Below are 18,330 nucleotides of genomic sequence, written 5' to 3'. Positions count from 1 at the left end.
ATTTTATGAAGCCAGTTAAATAAAGAACCACGATAAGCATCTTGCAGATCGTGGTTTTTTATATGCTGCAGCTTATTGGGGTGCCAAATTTAGTCAAAGCCCCCAAGTTATTATTTTATTTTTGCTAATTTTTTGCTAATAAGGGGTTAATAGTTGACACACTGCCTTTTTTAAGATTAATTAAGGCATGGTGCGTGATTTTTATTTTTACCAGTTATCCCCATATAACGAGATAAGCACGACCACGACCCGCTTGTTTTTAATTGACTGTTGCCTAGCCGATGGATGATAAAACTATGTTGCCTTTACAAGATCGTTTGACTCCTACCCCAACTGCAGGCTCAACCTCATCTAATTTTGAAACTGATATGATTAAACCCCTAAATACTGACATTGATGGCAATGTCATCAATAATATTGCCAACGCAGATAATATTGTGGATACCTCAATTAGTCCAGATATCACTCTGCCAGATTCATACGGTGATGAGCAATTAAATCAAACCGCTTATATGAAAAACCTCCCCAAGCTAAGCCATCACTTAGTTGATGAGGCGCAGCGTAATCTTATGCGGGCTGTGGCGTATTTAAACGATAAAGAAAAACAAGAAGTACTACAAGCTTGTGCTTATGGGGATAAAGCGCACATTAAAGACAAAAGAAAATCCGGTGAACCCTATATTACTCACCCCATCGCTGTGGCTGAGATTTTAGCGGGCTTTCGCCTAGACCGTGATACCATCATTGCGGCTATCTTGCACGATACGGTAGAGGATACCGAGGTGACCTCTGAGGAAATCACCCGCTTGTTTGGCTCGACGGTGGCAAGCTTAGTCGATGGCGTGACCAAGCTTAAATCCTCCAATCACAATAAGCGCCAAAACAAGGCGGCCACCTTCCATAAAATCTTATCTGCGACCCTAGATGATCCTCGGGTACTGATTATCAAGCTGGCCGATCGCCTGCATAATATGTCAACGCTAGATTCAGTTCGCCCTGAAAAGCAGCGGGCTACTGCCTCTGAGACGCTTGAGTTTTATGTTCCCTTTGCCCGTCTGATGGGGATTAATGATATCGCCGATTATATGGAAATCTTGTGTTACCGAAACCTAGATCCGGTGATGTATACCAAGATGGCCGATAAGCTTTTACAACATGGCTTAGGGCGCAAATATCAAAAAGAGACCATTCAGCAGTATCTTAACTACGTACTGGACAAGCATCACATTTCAGGACATGTGCGTGTCTTAGAAAACCAAGTCATTATGTACCGTCAATTCTTCCGTAACCGCGGTGAGATTGATGACTTATTGCGCCACTATGCCTTTGAAATTGTCACCACGACCATTGAAGACTGTGATTTATTGGCGGATTATTTAATCAAAAAATACCGCATCGCCGACCGCTACGTTGAAGACAATATCCGTCATCCTCTGCCCGGCGGCAATCAGTCGCTCACCTTGACTTATAAGCGTGATAACGACATCATTAAAGTCACCTTGCTGACCCGTAAGATGCAGGCCGTATCACGTCTGGGCGTTATTGGTGCTGAGCAAGCCTCTGAGCTTAGCCGCTCAGTTATTAAAGCGTCGCTTCGTAATATGAAAGAGCTGCTCGACTATAATGAAAATGAGAAAACCGGCGATCCAGATTATGATGAAATGGTTGAGACCATTGATGAGCTTATCTCATATTTAAATACCCGCAAAATCTTGTGCTACAGCCCCAAAGGCCGAGCCTACGAGATACCGCGTGGTGCAACTGCTTTAGACTTCGCTTACGCGGTGGGCCCCAAAGTGGGTAACGTGGCTGTGGGCGCAAAAATTAACGGCAAAAATGCCAAATTGGGCTCTATCTTAAAATCAGGTGAAACTGTAGAAATCGAGATTGATCCAGAAGCCAAGCCAAAAGCTGAGTGGCTAGGCATAGTTGTCACCAGTAAGGCACAGCGCGCGCTGAAGCGCTGGTTTAGTAGTCTGCCCATAGAGGAGCAACAGCAACATGGGAAGCAGGCGCTAGATAGGGCTCTAAAGACCTATGGTAAGTCGCTAGATGACTTGACTGAAGCCGACTGGGATGACTTGTTAAAATGGCAGAATGTCAGCGCCAAAGAAGAGCTGTTTGAGAACATGAGCGCTGGGGCCTTATTACCACAGCTGGTAGTGTCTAGACTGTTTAGTGATGATGTGACTAAGACCCACCAACAAGCCAGCAAAAGAGGCTTTGATCGACCCAATCAGCTGCTGTCTAACGCCAACGGTGTTGAGGTGCATTTCGCCGGCTGTTGTCGCCCGATATTTGGTGATCCCATCATCGGTCATTTGACCATGCACGGCTTAGTGCTGCACCGCCATCGCTGCTACTCTATTGTGAATAAATATGCCGAAAAACCTTATGAGCTGGTGCAATTAAACTGGTACAGCGAAGAGCAGATTGAAAAAAGCATCACCCATCCCAGTGAGCGCCCGCACTTCACCGCTTATCTAAAAATTAACCTAGCACTCAATGATGAGCAGGTATCGCATGTGTTATATACCTTGCGTCAGCTAAATATTGGTATCGAAAAAGTTGATATTCGTACAGATTCAACGATAATACACGTGGTTGTGCGTAGTCGCAGTCATGTATTAGAAGGCATTGAAGCGCTGCGCCCTCATGTGGGCTTTGGTAGCATTCGTCGTCTATATCGCTTATAAAGCACCGTTTAAAATCAACAATAACCATAAGTCATAATACTCAAGGAGAATAACTATGGCACGTCAAACCATTCATACTGATAAAGCCCCTGCAGCCGTTGGCGCCTATTCACAAGCGGTAAAAATCCCATCAACCGGTGGCAGCCTGGTATACATCTCAGGTCAACTGGGCTTTGATCCTGAAACTATGGAGCTGCGTGAAGGCTTTGATGCCCAAGCTAAGCAAGTTATGGACAACATTGAAGCCATCTGTGAAGCTGCTGGCGGCAAATTAAGCGATGTGGTTAAGTTTAACGTATCACTGACTGATTTAAATGACTTTGCAGCGCTAAACGCAGTATTCGCTGAGCGTCTGGCAGAACCGTATCCTGCTCGTGCTGCGGTAAAAGTGGCAGCACTTCCTAAAGGCGGCATCGTTGAAATTGAGTCTATCTTATTTATCGAAGACTAAGCCTAAGCTGTCATAGGTTAAAAAGTAAGTACAAAATAGGTTATAAACTCGAAGGCAACTTTGAGTTTATAACCGCTTTATTTAAGGAGAACACCCCCAGATGCTGATTCGTGTCGCCCTGCCGGTGCCTCTTTATCGTGAATTTGATTATCTTCCACCCATACCTGCTTCAAGCAATCCCGCTCATTGTGCCAAAACCGCTCCCCCTATGCCGCCCATAGGTAGCCGAGTACAGGTGTCCTTTGGTCGACAAACCTTAATTGGTATCGTCGTGGCACATATCGACAGACAAAGCAGCGACATACCGCTAAATAAGCTCAAGCCCATCAAGCAATGCTTGGATGAGACACCTATTTTAGATGCCGCTATGCTGTCTTTGGCACGCTGGCTGGCCAGTTATTATCATTACCCTTTAGGTGATGTCATATCGGTGATGCTGCCGACTTTAATTCGCCAAGGCAAGCCGCTAGACTTACTGGTGACTCACTGGCGCATTCGACCCAATGTCAGTGATGCCAACTTTAATAGCAATGCGCACAAACAAAAACAACAATTTGCAATGCTTAAACTACATGGTACTCATGGCGCCAGTGAGGAGACTTTGTTACTTGAGGGCATGGAGCGTCCTTTTTTAAAGCGCTTAGAAGAAAACGGCCTTATTGAGCATTATTTGCAGCCTCAAGCAGACCCAGCACCGGTCAGCTTGGCCAAAATGCCTCTGGACTTAAATGAGCAACAAAAGCTGGCCGTTAATGCCATCATCCATACCGCTAACACCAATACTTACTGCGGCTATTTGCTAAACGGTGTCACCGGTAGTGGCAAAACAGAGGTGTATCTGCAAGCCATGCAGTCAGTGCTTGAGGCGGGTAAGCAAGTGTTAGTTTTGGTGCCCGAGATTGGCCTAACACCGCAGACCCGTGCCCGTTTTGCCGAGCGTTTTTCAGCCAATATATTACTGCTGCATTCTAATTTAAATAACACCCAGCGCATGCATGGCTGGGAGGATTGTCGTCAAGGGCGGGCTCAAATTGTCATCGGTACCCGCTCATCAGTGCTGCACCCTTTCGCCAACTTAGGGCTTATCGTGGTCGATGAATCACACGATCAGTCTTATAAACAGCAAGATACCTTGCGCTATCATGCCGCTGATGTGGCCTTATACCGTGGTTATCAACTGGGTATCCCTGTGGTACTCGGTACTGCCACGCCATCGCTTGAGCATCTAAAATTGGTGCAAGAAGGCAAACTGACTGAGCTTATGCTCACGGAGCGTGCCGGTCATGCCAAAGCGGCCAGTTTGCATTTGGTCGATGCCCGAGACACCCCAACCAAATACAGCGACATGCCCGTTGAGGACAAACAAAGACAACTGTTGCCAAATTTAGAGCGCTCCCAAAATACGGGGCTTACCGATGATACCATCGCCGCTATTCGCAGCACCTTAGAGGCCGGCGAGCAGGTACTGGTGTTTTTAAATCGCCGCGGTTATGCCCCTATACTGTTGTGTGATGCCTGTGGCTGGCAAGCGGATTGTGTGCGCTGTGAGGCTCATATGACCTTACATCACAGCCAGCTTAACAGCCAGCAGCCAAGCTATCTTAAGTGTCATCATTGTGACTGGCAGGCCTCTATTCCCCTTGCCTGCCCTGAGTGCCATAGCCCCAACTTAAATGCGGTGGGCATGGGCACCACCCGCTTAACTGAGAGCTTACATGCGCTATTTTCAAACCCACAAACCAGCAAAGTCACCTATCCCATCATTCAAATAGATCGAGACACTACCCGGCGCAAGGACAGCTGGGAGGAGATTTATCAGCGCATTAATACCGGCAAACCAGCCATTTTAGTGGGCACACAAATGGTGGCCAAAGGACACCACTTCCCTAATGTCACCTTGGTGTGTCTGCCCAATGCCGATCGCGGATTTTTATCACCTGATTTTCGTTCGCCCGAGCACACAGCGCAGCTAATTGTGCAAGTAGCAGGACGCTCAGGACGGGGCAGTAAGCCTGGCAAAGTGTTAATTCAAACCGTGCAACCAGAAAACCCCTTATTGCGCAAGCTGGTACGTGATGGCTATCAGCCCTTTGCATTAGAGCTGTTAAAAGAGCGCAAAATGATAGGCCTACCGCCTTATACCTATGCTGCGTTGATTCGCTGTGAGGCCAAGACATTACAGCGTGCCACTCAAGTACTCAAAGATGCGGTCGTTATTTTACCCCCTCATAATTTGAGTATCTTAGGGCCAGTAGATGCCCCCATGAAGCTAAAGAACAGCCGCTATCATACTCAGCTCCTATTGCTCTCAAAACAGCGCGCCCCCCTGCATCAGGTATTAAACCTGTGGTGGCCTCAAGTCCTACAATTGCCCTCTGCCAAGTACTTAAAGCTGACATTGGATATCGACCCGATCGGCTGGTAGCTCACGCCGGCATGACAGCATAAAAAGCGCTCTACTTATCTGATACTTTAATAAACACTGAAACTGGGTAAACTGTTATTTAGTTTTGGTCTTAAGTTATGGCCATCAAACCTCATCGTAGGAGCAATTTATGAGCGCCCATCATGACCCACACCACACCCACCCTGATAACCCCATAGCTGCTCATGACCCGCCGCACTTTCATGATGAACCCACAGCTCGTGATATGAGTAAGCAGCGCCGTATCTTATGGTTTAGCTTCTTAATTATCAGCGGGTTTATGTTGGTAGAGGCTATAGGCGGCTTATTAACTCACAGCTTGGCACTGCTGTCTGATGCCGGCCACATGCTGTCTGATGCCGCGGCTTTGGGCGCCACCTTACTGGCTTTTAAAATAGGTGAAAAGCAGGCAAGCAATGAGAAAACCTTTGGCTATAAGCGCTTTGAGATTTTGGTCGCTGGGGCCAATGGTGCCACCTTAATTATCATTGCCTTGATGATTGTATGGGAGGCCATCGGACGCTTTAATTCGCCACCTGATGTGGCCTCTCAAGGTATGCTCATTATTGCCAGTATTGGCTTAGTAGTGAACTTATTGGTGGCTTGGCTACTACATAGAGGCGGCGCAGCTCATGACCACCATCATGGGCACGGTGAGGCTCAATCTGGCGAAAAAAACCTAAATATGCACAGTGCTTATTTGCACGTACTGGGCGACTTACTGGGCTCAGTGGCAGCCATTATCGCCGCGCTGGCTATGATGTGGATGGGCTGGTGGTGGGCGGATCCTGTGGCATCGGTGATTGTGGCGGTTTTGATTTTAATGAGTGGGTTTCGTGTGGTCAAAGCCTCAACCCATATCTTAATGGAGGGCACGCCAGAAGAGATTTCATTGGATGACGTCAAGCATACTATTGAACATAACGAGCACATCATTGCTGTCCATGACTTACATGTTTGGAGTATTACCAGTGGTCTACATGCCTTATCGTGTCACGTCGTGGTCGATGGAGACATGCGTATTTTGGAGGCCAGTGAGCTTATTCATGAGCTTGAGCACAGCTTAGAGCGCTTGGGAATTAGTCACACTACCATTCAAGTGGAGTCTATTGAGCATCCCCATAACCGTCTTGATGCCATTACTTGCGCGCTAGAGGATACCGAGACCAGCCATCACAGTGGCCACAGCCATATTGGACATAGCCACTAATTAATCAGCACAGCCCGCTTAAGCCTGCATGCCGCATTACTGCTAGGCGCTTGCAGGCTGTGCCTGTTATCTGGCTATGACTGGGCCTTATTACCTAGCTGTACTCATCTCATTTATCTTGACTAAGCTTAGGCTAAGGTAGGTTTTGTACAATCTATTTTAGCGATAACTGATAGGTTTCAGGGTCGATTTGTAGTAGCGAAAACAACTCAATTAAAAACTCAGAAGCATCGTAGTAAGCATCGATATAACTGCCATCTAAGCCCAAAACTGGGCTACATAAGACATAACGCAGTCGGTCTGTGGCCGCAAAGGTATGTTTAGGCGGATAGCCCATGGCTCTGACAATATCAATGCCGCGCAAATGCAGTGCTTGCATTTGTTCAAGGGCAAGCTTAGCTAACTCACAACGCGGAATATAACGACGGGCATACAAAAAAGTACCCGCTGCGGTAGGCTCAGGGCAGGAAGCAGTAGAAGATGAAGAGGATGCAGACATAAGTGACTCCTAATACTCCGACATAAATGAATCATAGTGGGCACAAATGGACCTTGTCGGAGTATAGGCTCATGCGCTTTACCAGAGTTATTTTACATCGTGCTGGAAGTTGCAATGCTTGGTGGTCACAGTATTTACTGAGCACAAAGCAATTAAACCCACGATTTTGAGTCACTATACTAGCACAAACTAAGGGGCGAATAAATAAGTGCCCCCGCTATTTATTATTCTGTCCATGCTTGTATGTCGTGTACTGTCTATGAGCGCTACCTTGCATGATTACAGCGCATATTGGTGGCCATGATTGATGGCTACGACTGTCCTAATAAATTTAGCGGCACCTTAAGATACCGCACCCCATTGTCTTCTGGCTCAGGCAGATGTCCTGCCTGGATATTGACTTGTACAGAGGGGATAATCAATCGAGGCATCTGCAAGGTGGCATCCCGTTCAGTGCGCATTTTTGCAAATTGCGCCTGACTAATGCCTTGGTGCACATGGATATTATGCGCTTTTTGCGCCCCAACCGTGGTCACTGGTGAATGCGTTCTGTCTTGTGGTGGATAGTCATGACAAAGATAGATGACCGTATCCTCAGGCAGCGCTAGAATCTTTTGGATAGATTCATATAACGCATCAACATCACCGCCCGGAAAATCAACACGTGCGGTGCCAACATCTGGAGCAAACAAAGTATCCCCTACAAATATGGCCAATGGCTGCATGGTATCTGCCGTATTTTTGGCAATATAGGCCATGTCTGCTGGCGTATGTCCAGGCACATGCATCACCGTCAGCTCAATATCACCGAGCATAAGCTGGGTGCCCTCTTCAGTTAACTTATCGAACTGACTGGCATCAGTTTTAAAGCCCATATCCAAGTTAAAGACGTGTTTAAAAATCTTTTGCACTTCCGTAATGGGTTTGCCTATTACCAGCTGTGCGCCCAGCTGCTGCTTTAAATATTGAGCCGCTGATAAATGGTCTGCATGAGCATGGGTCTCAATAATATAGGCAGCGTTAAGCTGTTGCTGATTAATAAACTGCACCACTTGCTCAGCTGACTTGGTGCTGGTGTGACCCGATTTAAAGTCATAGTCAAGCACAGGATCTATAATGGCGCACACCTTGTTGCCGGTATCGATTAATACGTGCGTGTACGTTTCGGTGTCCTCATGCAAGAATGATTTAATCTCCATTGTCCGGCGCTCCTTTTGTGGTGTTGATTTATAAATGGCTAAGCGCAGCGTTACGCTTACTATACCTATCATTATACTATATAAATAAATATTATATAGTTAAGCATAGTAATTGCTTGATATCCCCTACTTTTACTTTCTCATCCGACGCAGGGCAACCTATCACGCCAAGTCTGAGTTTGTGTCATGCGCACTGTGTCTCCACCACAAACTTCTGGTTTATCACAACAACACTTGCCCCTTTGTGAAGCGGGTAAAACCAGCAGGCATAAAAAAAGCCAGCCGCAGCCAGCTTTTTTCTAACAGAGGTCAAGTCATCGAGACGATTAGAACAAGACGCGAACGCGAATGGTCTCTTCAATATCTCTAAGCTTATCGAGCGCTTCTTGTGAGTTGCGGTTGTCGACATCCATTACCAAATAACCCACATCGCCTTCTGTCATCAAGCTTTGGGCTAAAATGTTAATGCCCGCTGAGGCGAATGATGAGTTAATTTGCGACAATACACCCGGTACGTTTTTGTGAATATGTAGCAAACGGTGCGAGCCTTCTTTGACTGGAATGCTGACTTCAGGGAAGTTCACAGAAGTGGTGGTATCACCGGCATCTGAATATTTAACAAATTTCTCAGCCACTTCAAGACCAATATTGGCCTGAGCTTCTTGAGTTGAGCCACCGATATGAGGCGTCAAGATGACGTTATCAAACTTACGCAGTGGTGATTCAAATTCTTCATCTGCTGATTTTGGCTCTTTAGGGAACACGTCTACAGCCGCGCCTAACACTCGGCCTGACTCAAGTGCAGCAGCAAGATCATCAATCTCAACACAAGTACCACGAGCAGCGTTGATAAAATAGCTGCCCTCTTTCATTTGATCAAACTGCTCTTTTTTCATCATATAACGTGTGCTGGGCAGGTCGGGCACATGCAGGGTAACGATATCTGCTTTGTTTAATAATTCCTCTAAGCTGCCAACCTGAACGGCATTACCTAAGGGTAGCTTGGTAACCACATCATGATAGATGACTTTCATGCCCAAGCTCTCAGCCAATACAGACAACTGTGAGCCGATTGAGCCGTAGCCCACAATACCCATCACTTTACCGCGAACTTCATGTGAGTTCTTAGCAGACTTACCCCAGCCGCCGCGATGAACCACAGCATTTTTTTCGGGGATACCACGATATAACATAATCGCTTCGGCTAAGACCAACTCTGCCACTGATCGGGTGTTGGAATAAGGGGCGTTAAAGACAGGAATACCAAGCTCACGAGCGGCATCTAGATCCACTTGGTTGGTACCAATGCAGAAGCAACCAATGGCAATTAATTTATCCGCTTGTTCTAAGATATCACGGGTCAACTGAGTGCGCGAACGAATGCCAATAAAGTGGGCGTCTTTGATTTTTTCAGCCAACTCTTCGGGGTCTAGCGCGTGTGATAAATATTCAATGTTGGTATAGCCAGCATCGTTTAATACTTTTAGTGAATTCTCGTGCAACCCCTCTAGAAGTAAAAAACGAATCTTATCTTTTTCAAGCGATAATGCCATGTCTTAGCCCTTATTTCGGATGGGTAATGGGGAGCAGTGATCTCACTGTACCCCTTTATCATAAAAAGCGTCGAATTAAAATATAACGTCACAAAACGCACAAATCATATGACCACACAAGCGCTTATTACCATCAAGGTGACTTACAAACGTTCAGCTCGGTGTGTCATAATACAACTATCTTATAACATATTTTGTTATTTTGGCAGGTTAAATTACGAATAAACCCCTGCCATTTATGACTATAATGCTTAACTTTAGGTTATGCTATTTATTTTGTTCATCCTTTGATTAACTTTTTTCACTGTTCATAGTTTTTTTACGTTTACTTCTTTAACTTTTTAGAATATTGCCTACAGAGACCCCTATGACTGCATCGAATTCTGTAACCTCCCCCACCCCTGCTCATCAACAGTCGCATGGCGCGGATCAATCCCAAATAAATGAGCCCTCTTTGGCTGCTCAGAGCGCTACGAATCCGGCTACTGTGGCGGCCCTGATTGCCAATTTGACCGCCAATCACGGCTTTGAAACCAATCAAATAAAAACCGATGCAGAAAGCTTAGCGCATTGGGGCAAAGACTGGACCAAGCATTTTGCGCCCGCGCCCTCTGTGATTGTGTTTCCAAAATCGACCGAGCAAGTCCAAAGCGTGGTGAAGCTGGCCAATGAATATGGCATAGTCATCACCCCAAGTGGTGGCCGTACTGGATTATCTGCCGGTGCTGTGGCCAGTCATGGCGAGATTGTACTTAGCCTTGATAAAATGAATAAAATTGGTGAGTTTTTCCCCGCCGATAGAATGGTTGAGATTGAAGCGGGCGTCATCACCGAGCAGCTACAGCAGTTCGCTGAAGACAAAGGCCTATACTATCCTGTGGATTTTGCCTCAGCAGGCTCCAGTCAAATTGGGGGTAACATCGGCACCAACGCTGGCGGCATCAAAGTAATTCGCTATGGCATGACGCGTAACTGGGTGCTGGGTCTTACAGTCGTCACTGGTAAGGGTGATATCTTACAGCTCAACCGCGGTATGATAAAAAATGCCACCGGTTATGATTTGCGTCATTTGTTTATCGGTGCAGAAGGTACGTTAGGCATTGTCACCAAAGCACAAATCAAGCTTGAACGTGCGCCGCAGGATTTGACGGTGATGGTATTTGGCATGGATAAGTTTGAGCATGTGATGCATGTGCTGTCCGCTTTTCAGTCTCAAATTGACTTGACTGCCTTTGAGTTCTTCGATGATGTGGCTATTGAGAAGCTGATGGCCACAGGTCATGTACAAGAGCCTTTTGAAGCCCGCACCAAATATTACGCCCTACTTGAATTTGAGGCCCCCTATGAGCCTATTATGGATAAGGCGATGGCCATGTTTGAGCAGTGCATGGAGAATGGCTGGATTGTCGATGGTGTCATGAGTCAAAACCTATCTCAAGCCGCTGAGCTGTGGAAACTGCGCGAGTATATCTCAGAGACCATCTCAGTATTTACCCCATATAAAAACGATGTGTCAGTACTGATCAGCTATGTGCCTGAGTTTATTAGGGATATTGAGAGTGTGGTCAACAGCAACTACCCGGACTTTGAGATTTGCTGGTTTGGTCATATTGGTGATGGTAACTTGCATTTAAACATCTTAAAACCTGAGAATTTATCCAAAGATGAGTTCTTTGAAAAATGCCAAAGTGTTAATGATCTAGTGTTTGCCACAGTACAAAAATATGGCGGATCGGTGTCTGCCGAGCATGGTGTGGGCATGACCAAAAAGCCTTATTTGAACTACACCCGTAGCGAGAGCGAAATTGAGTACTTAAAAGCACTAAAACAAGTGTTTGATCCTAATGCGATTATGAACCGTGGTAAGATTTTTGATGTGTAAAATCCTGCTTTGTCCGCATTAAAATCAATAAAAAAGACGCCAATGGCGTCTTTTTTATTGATCAAAGCTGTTGGCTGCTTGTCTATGAATAAAGATAAAGACAGCGCCAAAAACTAACCAAACAGCAGTGCTATGGCCATCACTGCCAGTATTCCTAAAATAAGCTGTACGATAATAAACGCTTGGTGTGGCCCAACTAAGTGCTGAATCATATTACCCATAGCATTTAGGGTAATGCCTGAGTCTCTAATATGCGGCGGGGTTTGAATTTTTTGGATGGCCGATAAAAATTGCTCAGTATTATCGGTGCTCCATTTATGTGGCCGAAAGGGTAAAAACCTTGATAACGTATTGGCCTGCTTTTTGGTCTTAGGTGACCACAGCCAACGCTCTAAAAACACCAAACGCATGCCCCAGTTATCAAAGTCACGTGACGTGATTGGTTGGATCAGCAAAATCTTCACATTATTGTGGCGCTTATCATCGAAGATATGCTGCACAATGGGCAGCAGTACCTGCTTTTTGCCCTCTAAACATTGCAAAAAATGACCATTGCCATAGCACAGCGTTCCAGTGATACCGTGCTGCTGATTGTATTGTCTAGCCTCTTGCTCTACAGTTTCAAAAATAGCCGGCTTAAAGCGACTTTTTAAAGTCAGGCTGCTTATATACACCAAACGAATTAGGCTATCGTCACTAATTTTATCTAGAGTATTTGCTGTATTTTCTTCATGAAGAGGCATAGTTACCGTCCTTAATACGCCATAACTGTCGAACCTTTACAATTACAATCAATAAAATAACGTATACATTAATTAATGTTAATCATACAATAAATTACTCTTTTTATATAGTATTTAATAACTCAAAAAAAACACCTGCTATCAATAGCTTAGTTACTCTCTGCCCTAGCCTCTGACTGTGACAAGGCAAATAACTGAGCGTCTGGCTGCTTAATGCCTTGTTAGCTTTTATCACTGTTTGTCAGAATTGACAGCGGTAATCGCCGTAATTGCCTGCCACTTAAAGCCAACTTACTTTACAATTTTGCAGTTTTTATCCTCTATGAGCCCTTTATAATACTAAGCATATCCAGTAGATAGCGCTCTAGAGGAGGTTAATCGTTATAACTCTACCTACTCACTTTAGAGCCCCTACTTTTTGCCCGCTACTTTTGAGAGTAGCTCAAAGCGCTACCTGCATAAAACTGACCTAAGCGCTAAACATCTACTTATGATGTTGATAGCTGATTAATTTTTAAGCGCCTGCTTATTAATGGATGCCTTATTTTCTTGCGGCATCTTTGACAACATCAATTAACACATCAGATATCACCCGTACCGCTTACTACCTTTACTGAACGAGTATATTCATGACCGCAAAAACCGAAGACTTTCACTTAAAAATAGCTGAAATTAAGAAAAAAGATTACCCACAATTAAAGCTGCTGATGGACCGCGTTTATGCCAACTTGGGCGGCGCTTGGTCTAAGACCACAGTCCATACTCTTATTGACTCTTTTCCTGAAGGGCAAATTGCGCTATTTGACCATGACAAGTTAATCGGGATGGTGCTGACCATGCGGGTCAATTATCAGCGTTTTTCAAACCCGCACACTTACGACGACTTACTGGGTCAACGCGAGATCATTAAAGACGACCCAAAAGGTGATGCCATGTACGGTATCGATGCCTTAATTGACCCTGATTATCGAGGTTATCGTCTTGGTCGCCGGTTGTATGATGCGCGCAAAGAGCTGTGCCGTCAGATGAACTTTCGTGCCATTTTGGCCGGTGGCCGTATCCCAAAATATCATGACCATCAAGACTTAACGCCAGGCGAATATATCGATGCGGTAGAAGCGCGCGAGATTTATGACCCCACGTTGTCATTCCAGCTGTCTAATGGTTTTATCGTTAAGCGTATTTTGACCGGCTACTTGCCCGATGATAAGCAGTCTAAAGGCTTTGCCACTTTGCTTGAGTGGGCCAATATTTATTATGAGCCGCAAGATTATAAGCCCAACACACGCAAGACTGATGTGCGTATTGGCGGTATTCAGTGGCAAATGCGTGAGGTTGAGTCCCCTGAAGAGCTGCTACAACAGGTGGAGTTCTTCGTCGATATCATGGCCGATTACAATGCAGACTTTGCCTGCTTACCTGAATTCTTTAACGCCCCATTAATGGGACTGTGTGAGTCGACTGACCAAAACATCGCCATTCGCTTTTTGGCCGACTATACTGAGTGGTTCAAAAATGAAATTTCAAATCTAGCGGTCAGTTATAACGTTAACGTCATTACCGGCTCTATGCCTTTGTTTGATGAAAATGAAGAGGTGTTATATAACGTCAGCTATCTGTGTCGCCGTGATGGTACCGTAGAGGAGCAGCGTAAGATTCATATTACGCCGCATGAGCGTAGTGCTTGGGTTATCGAGGGCGGTAACAAAGTACAGGTGTTTGATACAGATGCTGGCCGCATTGGCATCTTAATTTGTTATGATGTAGAGTTCCCAGAGCTTGCCCGCTTACTGGCATTAGAGGACATGGATATTTTGTTTGTGCCTTTTTGGACCGATACCAAAAACGGTTATTTACGTGTCCGCCATTGTGCTCAGGCCCGTGCAATTGAGAACGAGTGCTATGTTATGATCTGTGGCTCAGTGGGCAACTTACCACAAGTTGAAAGCTTAGATATTCAGTACGCCCAGTCCTCTGTGTTCTCACCCTCAGACTTTGCTTTTCCCCATGATGCCATCATGGCCGAAACCACTGCCAATACTGAGATGGTCTTCTTCTCAGATTTAGACTTAGATAAGCTTATCCATGTGCGTAATGAAGGTTCAGTGAATAACCTCAAGGACCGCCGTGACGATCTATTTACCTTAAAATGGAAGAAAAAGGCCAAAAAGTCGGTAGAGGAAAGCAGCAAGCAGGCGCTAAAGGATAACTCTCACAGTGTTCGAGATGGCGATCCTCTGCACGATAGAGCCACCAAACCTTCATAACGTTTAATTTTAACAACAATCACTAAGAGAGAGTAATGAATCATACCAAGGTAATCGACTCTGCCGTTGTGCCCACCCAGGCATCAAGATGGGGGCGACGGGTATGGTCCATACTCAAATACCTGGTGCTATTTTTAGTGATTTATACGCTGATTAATTGGTGGCGTCAGCCGGTGATGCCTGCGGCGCCGCAGCTGCAATTGACAGACTATCAAGCTCAAAGCGTAGATATTGAAGCCTTAAGTTATAACGCTCCGGTCTTGGTTTATTTTTGGGGTACGTGGTGCAGCGTGTGCAAGCTCACCTCCCCCACCATTGATGCTTTAGCACAAAGCAGTGCCTATCCTGTGGTGACTATTGCCACACAGTCCGGCAGCAACGAGCAATTGGGGGCTTATTTAAATGAGCATAACTTTAACTTTGTTACCATCAATGACGAGTCAGGTGAGATGTTCGAGCAGTGGCAAGGCCAAGTGACTCCCTCATATGTCATTTTAAAAGACGGTAAGATGACCCAAGGTCTCACCGGCATACAGCCCGAGTGGTCGCTACGCTTGCGGCTTTGGTTATCAAGCTTACTAAGTTGAGCCTCACATAGCGGGCACATCATAACAACACCTAAATTTAACACCAAACAATCTATACAATAAACAGTCGGCTTGATGCCGGCTTTTTTTGTATTAAATCATTTATTTGCTGCCAAACTGCTCAGTTTAGTGCTGGTTGTTGTCAAAAAATGGCACCTTTTTATCTGACAAAAACTCATTCCAAAGGCTTATTTTTTCGTACTTAGGCCATAAACTTGGTCTATAATACGCGCAGTTTGCCTGCCCTAAGGGGGTAGGTTCCCTCATGACCAATGTTAAGGAACCCCTATGGACCCACGCCCTATAGAAGCAAAACCCACAGACAGCTCTGAACCCACCCCTTTATACGAATACAATGCAGACTTTAGTAATGGTAAATGGTTTCCTAATTGGAAGCCGTTTCAGGGGGATTTAGACCAACACTCTGTGGCCATTAATGAATACTTACCACCTGCCAAAAGCGTTATGCTCGGTGTCCAGCACACCTTTGCCATGTTCGGCGCTACCGTATTGGCTCCGCTACTTATGGGCTTTGATGTCAATTTGGCCATCTTGATGTCCGGTATTTGTACCATCTTGTTCTTTTTTATCACCGGTGGTCGTATGCCAAGCTACCTTGGCTCAAGCTTTGCGTTTATCGGACCTGTTATTGCCGCTTCTGCGTATGCTGGCAGTGGCCCTAACCCCAACCTAAATGTGGCGCTGGGCGGCATTATGGTGTGTGGTATGATTTATGCTGCCGTGGGTCTGTTGGTTATGAAAGTGGGCACCAACTGGATTGAAAAGCTGATGCCGCCTGTCGTGACTGGCGCCATTGTGATGATTATCGGCTTAAACCTAGCCCCTGTGACGGTACAAGGGGTATCTGCCAATCAGTTTGACGCTTGGATGGCCACCTTAACTGTGCTACTGATCAGTAGCGTAGCCATCTTTACCCGAGGCATGATGCGCCGCTTACTGCTTTTGGTCGGCCTATTATTGTCCTACTTCATTTATTTTATCGTCACCAATGTGATGGGCTTTGGTACGCCGATTGACTTTAGCCATGTACAACAAGCAGCTTGGTTTGGTCTACCTACCCCGCATACACCTGAGTTTAGCTTAAATGCCATTATCTTAATTGCGCCAATTGCCTTTATCTTAATTGCCGAAAACTTAGGCCACTTTAAAGCGGTAGAGGGCATGACCAAATCTCATGTGACCCCGTATATTGGTCGCGGATTTTTTGCAGACGGTCTGGCCACTACCTTCTCAGCAGGCTTTGGTGGTACAGGTGTGACCACTTATGCTGAGAACATTGGGGTAATGGCGGTAACCAAAGTATATAGCACCACTATCTTTGTGATGGCCGGTGTGGTGGCGATTTTCTTAGGATTATCACCGAAATTTGGTGCCATTATTCAAAGCATCCCACCTGCGTTATTGGGCGGCGCCTCTATCGTGGTATTTGGCCTCATTGCAGTAGCTGGTGTCAAAATCTGGATCGACAACAAAATCGACTTTAGCAAAAACAGCAACCTTATCATTGCTGCAGTGACCGTCATTATGGGCGCTGGTAATTTTAGTCTGCATCTAGGCGGCTTCGACTTGGGCGGTATCGGTACGGCGACTTTGACTGCCATCGTGTTAAATGCGCTATTTAACCGTGAGATTGCCAATACCAAGTAGTGTCTGTCTAAGCTCAGTCATCTACCGTTAAAAAAGCCGAGCTGTCAGAGCTCGGCTTTTTTTTGGCAGTTCTAACTGGATAGCTATTTACTTAACTTCTAACGGTTGATGTGACTACTAACGGCGCCGATAAAACTTTGCAAAGAATCGATAGCGGCGCAGCTTGAGTGTCTCATTAAAGGGCTTGGGCTTTAATGATCCTAAATAAATGGCAAACATAGTCAGGGCAGCTCCCGTCCATTGGATGGTATTGATTGGCTTATCTAACCAAAAGTAATCAATAAATAACGCAGCCACAGGCTCTGTCAGCAGCAGCAGTCCGGTTAATGCCAAAGACAGCTTAGGGATTGAGTAGGCAATAAGTCCCCATGCCAAGCACTGCATCACCGTTCCATATATCAATATCCAGCCTATCTCCGCCAAAGAGTTGGGCAGTATTTTGCCAGCATCAAATAAAAACATGGGGATAAGCATTGCCAGACTGCCACCAATACTAATACGCTGCATCAAGATAAAAATCGGTGTGGGCGCGTTTTGATGAGTTAAGCGGATAAAAGTCATTGATGCCGCTAACATAACCGCTGAGACGATGCCGGTGATAAACCCGTAAGCGGCATGATTATTATTGGCAAACTCAGGGCTAGCAATAAACACGACGCCTGCCAGCGCAATGACGAGGCTGATGAGCTGAATTATGGTTTGACGCTCTTTAAATAACAAAAACCCAAGCGCTGCTAAAAAGAAAATCTGTAAGCTATTTAATAAGGTTGATATGCCTGGGCCCACTGCATAAATGCTTTCGTGCCACAGCGCCAAATCAAACCCTAAAAATACCCCCGACAGCAGCGCAAATATAAATGCTTTTTTATTGGCTTGACTGCCTTTATCGACTGGCATTTTTTGACCGAACACAGCGGCCAATAAGGTAAACACTATTCCGGATATGGCCAATCGCCAAAAGGCCATGGCATAGCCACCCACATCCACATGAGCCACAATCAGACTGCCTAGTCCAAAAATGACGCACCCAATGACCAATCCTATGGCCGGTAATTGGCCCGCATCCTTTATTTTTATCATATACCAACCTAGCGCGTTCAAATCTATCGGCCACTTAGGGCCAATATTTTTCTAAAATTCCCAGACTTAA

Annotated in this window: 13 protein-coding genes; 8 read left to right on the top strand and 5 right to left on the bottom strand. The window is 45.6% G+C overall.

Annotated elements, in window-relative coordinates:
- Positions 1 to 512 precede the first annotated feature (512 nt).
- The 4 genes from JMX92_RS03790 to JMX92_RS03775 all read left to right on the top strand — a co-directional run bounded on the left by JMX92_RS03790 (position 513) and on the right by JMX92_RS03775 (position 6,782).
- On the top strand, positions 513 to 2,696 hold the full coding sequence (locus tag JMX92_RS03790) for a RelA/SpoT family protein (protein WP_011959857.1): 2,184 nt from the start codon (positions 513 to 515) through the stop codon (positions 2,694 to 2,696).
- Between the two features lie 55 nt (positions 2,697 to 2,751).
- Positions 2,752 to 3,147 (top strand): Rid family detoxifying hydrolase, encoded by a 396-nt coding sequence (locus JMX92_RS03785; protein ID WP_201543992.1) that lies wholly within the window; start codon positions 2,752 to 2,754, stop codon positions 3,145 to 3,147.
- A gap of 100 nt (positions 3,148 to 3,247) precedes the next feature.
- Complete coding sequence (locus JMX92_RS03780; RefSeq protein WP_201543990.1) at positions 3,248 to 5,572, top strand: primosomal protein N'; 2,325 nt, start codon at positions 3,248 to 3,250, stop codon at positions 5,570 to 5,572.
- A 130-nt stretch (positions 5,573 to 5,702) separates the two neighbouring features.
- On the top strand, positions 5,703 to 6,782 hold the full coding sequence (locus tag JMX92_RS03775; RefSeq protein WP_320157748.1) for a cation diffusion facilitator family transporter: 1,080 nt from the start codon (positions 5,703 to 5,705) through the stop codon (positions 6,780 to 6,782).
- A gap of 154 nt (positions 6,783 to 6,936) precedes the next feature.
- On the opposite strand, the gene JMX92_RS03770 is transcribed toward JMX92_RS03775, so the two are convergent.
- The 3 genes from JMX92_RS03770 to serA all read right to left on the bottom strand — a co-directional run bounded on the left by JMX92_RS03770 (position 6,937) and on the right by serA (position 10,033).
- Positions 6,937 to 7,281 carry a hypothetical protein gene (locus tag JMX92_RS03770; protein WP_201543987.1) on the bottom strand — a complete coding sequence of 115 codons (345 nt, stop codon included), beginning with the start codon at positions 7,279 to 7,281 and terminating at the stop codon, positions 6,937 to 6,939.
- A 311-nt stretch (positions 7,282 to 7,592) separates the two neighbouring features.
- The gene (locus JMX92_RS03765) at positions 7,593 to 8,480 is read right to left on the bottom strand and encodes an MBL fold metallo-hydrolase (protein ID WP_201543985.1); all 888 of its coding nucleotides are present in this window, start codon (positions 8,478 to 8,480) and stop codon (positions 7,593 to 7,595) included.
- 326 nt (positions 8,481 to 8,806) lie between these two features.
- Positions 8,807 to 10,033, bottom strand: coding sequence for a phosphoglycerate dehydrogenase (gene serA, locus JMX92_RS03760; RefSeq protein ID WP_011959851.1), 1,227 nt, complete (start codon positions 10,031 to 10,033; stop codon positions 8,807 to 8,809).
- A gap of 367 nt (positions 10,034 to 10,400) precedes the next feature.
- On the opposite strand from serA, the gene JMX92_RS03755 reads away from it, so the two are divergent.
- On the top strand, positions 10,401 to 11,915 hold the full coding sequence (locus tag JMX92_RS03755) for an FAD-binding oxidoreductase (RefSeq protein WP_227675257.1): 1,515 nt from the start codon (positions 10,401 to 10,403) through the stop codon (positions 11,913 to 11,915).
- Between the two features lie 113 nt (positions 11,916 to 12,028).
- Here JMX92_RS03755 and JMX92_RS03750 read toward each other — a convergent pair whose 3' ends face one another.
- Positions 12,029 to 12,658, bottom strand: coding sequence for a BLUF domain-containing protein (locus tag JMX92_RS03750; RefSeq protein ID WP_201543983.1), 630 nt, complete (start codon positions 12,656 to 12,658; stop codon positions 12,029 to 12,031).
- Positions 12,659 to 13,287: 629 nt separating this feature from the next.
- Between JMX92_RS03750 and JMX92_RS03745 the strand changes: the two genes are divergently transcribed.
- The 3 genes from JMX92_RS03745 (at position 13,288) to JMX92_RS03735 (ending at position 17,180) form a co-directional block, all read left to right on the top strand.
- A complete protein-coding gene (locus JMX92_RS03745) occupies positions 13,288 to 14,925 on the top strand; it encodes a carbon-nitrogen hydrolase family protein (RefSeq protein ID WP_011959848.1) in 1,638 nt (545 codons plus the stop codon).
- A gap of 35 nt (positions 14,926 to 14,960) precedes the next feature.
- The gene (locus JMX92_RS03740) at positions 14,961 to 15,512 is read left to right on the top strand and encodes a protein disulfide oxidoreductase (protein WP_201543981.1); all 552 of its coding nucleotides are present in this window, start codon (positions 14,961 to 14,963) and stop codon (positions 15,510 to 15,512) included.
- A 288-nt stretch (positions 15,513 to 15,800) separates the two neighbouring features.
- Entirely contained in the window at positions 15,801 to 17,180 is a 1,380-nt protein-coding gene (locus JMX92_RS03735; RefSeq protein ID WP_011959846.1) for a solute carrier family 23 protein, read from the top strand.
- A 117-nt stretch (positions 17,181 to 17,297) separates the two neighbouring features.
- Here the strand turns inward: JMX92_RS03735 and JMX92_RS03730 are convergent, their stop codons facing one another.
- Positions 17,298 to 18,260, bottom strand: coding sequence for a DMT family transporter (locus JMX92_RS03730; protein WP_201543979.1), 963 nt, complete (start codon positions 18,258 to 18,260; stop codon positions 17,298 to 17,300).
- Positions 18,261 to 18,330 lie beyond the last annotated feature (70 nt).

The sequence above is a fragment of the Psychrobacter sp. H7-1 genome, from assembly GCF_904846585.1.
Taxonomy (GTDB): Bacteria; Pseudomonadota; Gammaproteobacteria; order Pseudomonadales; family Moraxellaceae; genus Psychrobacter; species Psychrobacter raelei.
The sequence above is the reverse complement of the archived record's forward strand: the minus strand, read 5'-3'. Positions and strand labels throughout refer to the sequence as shown.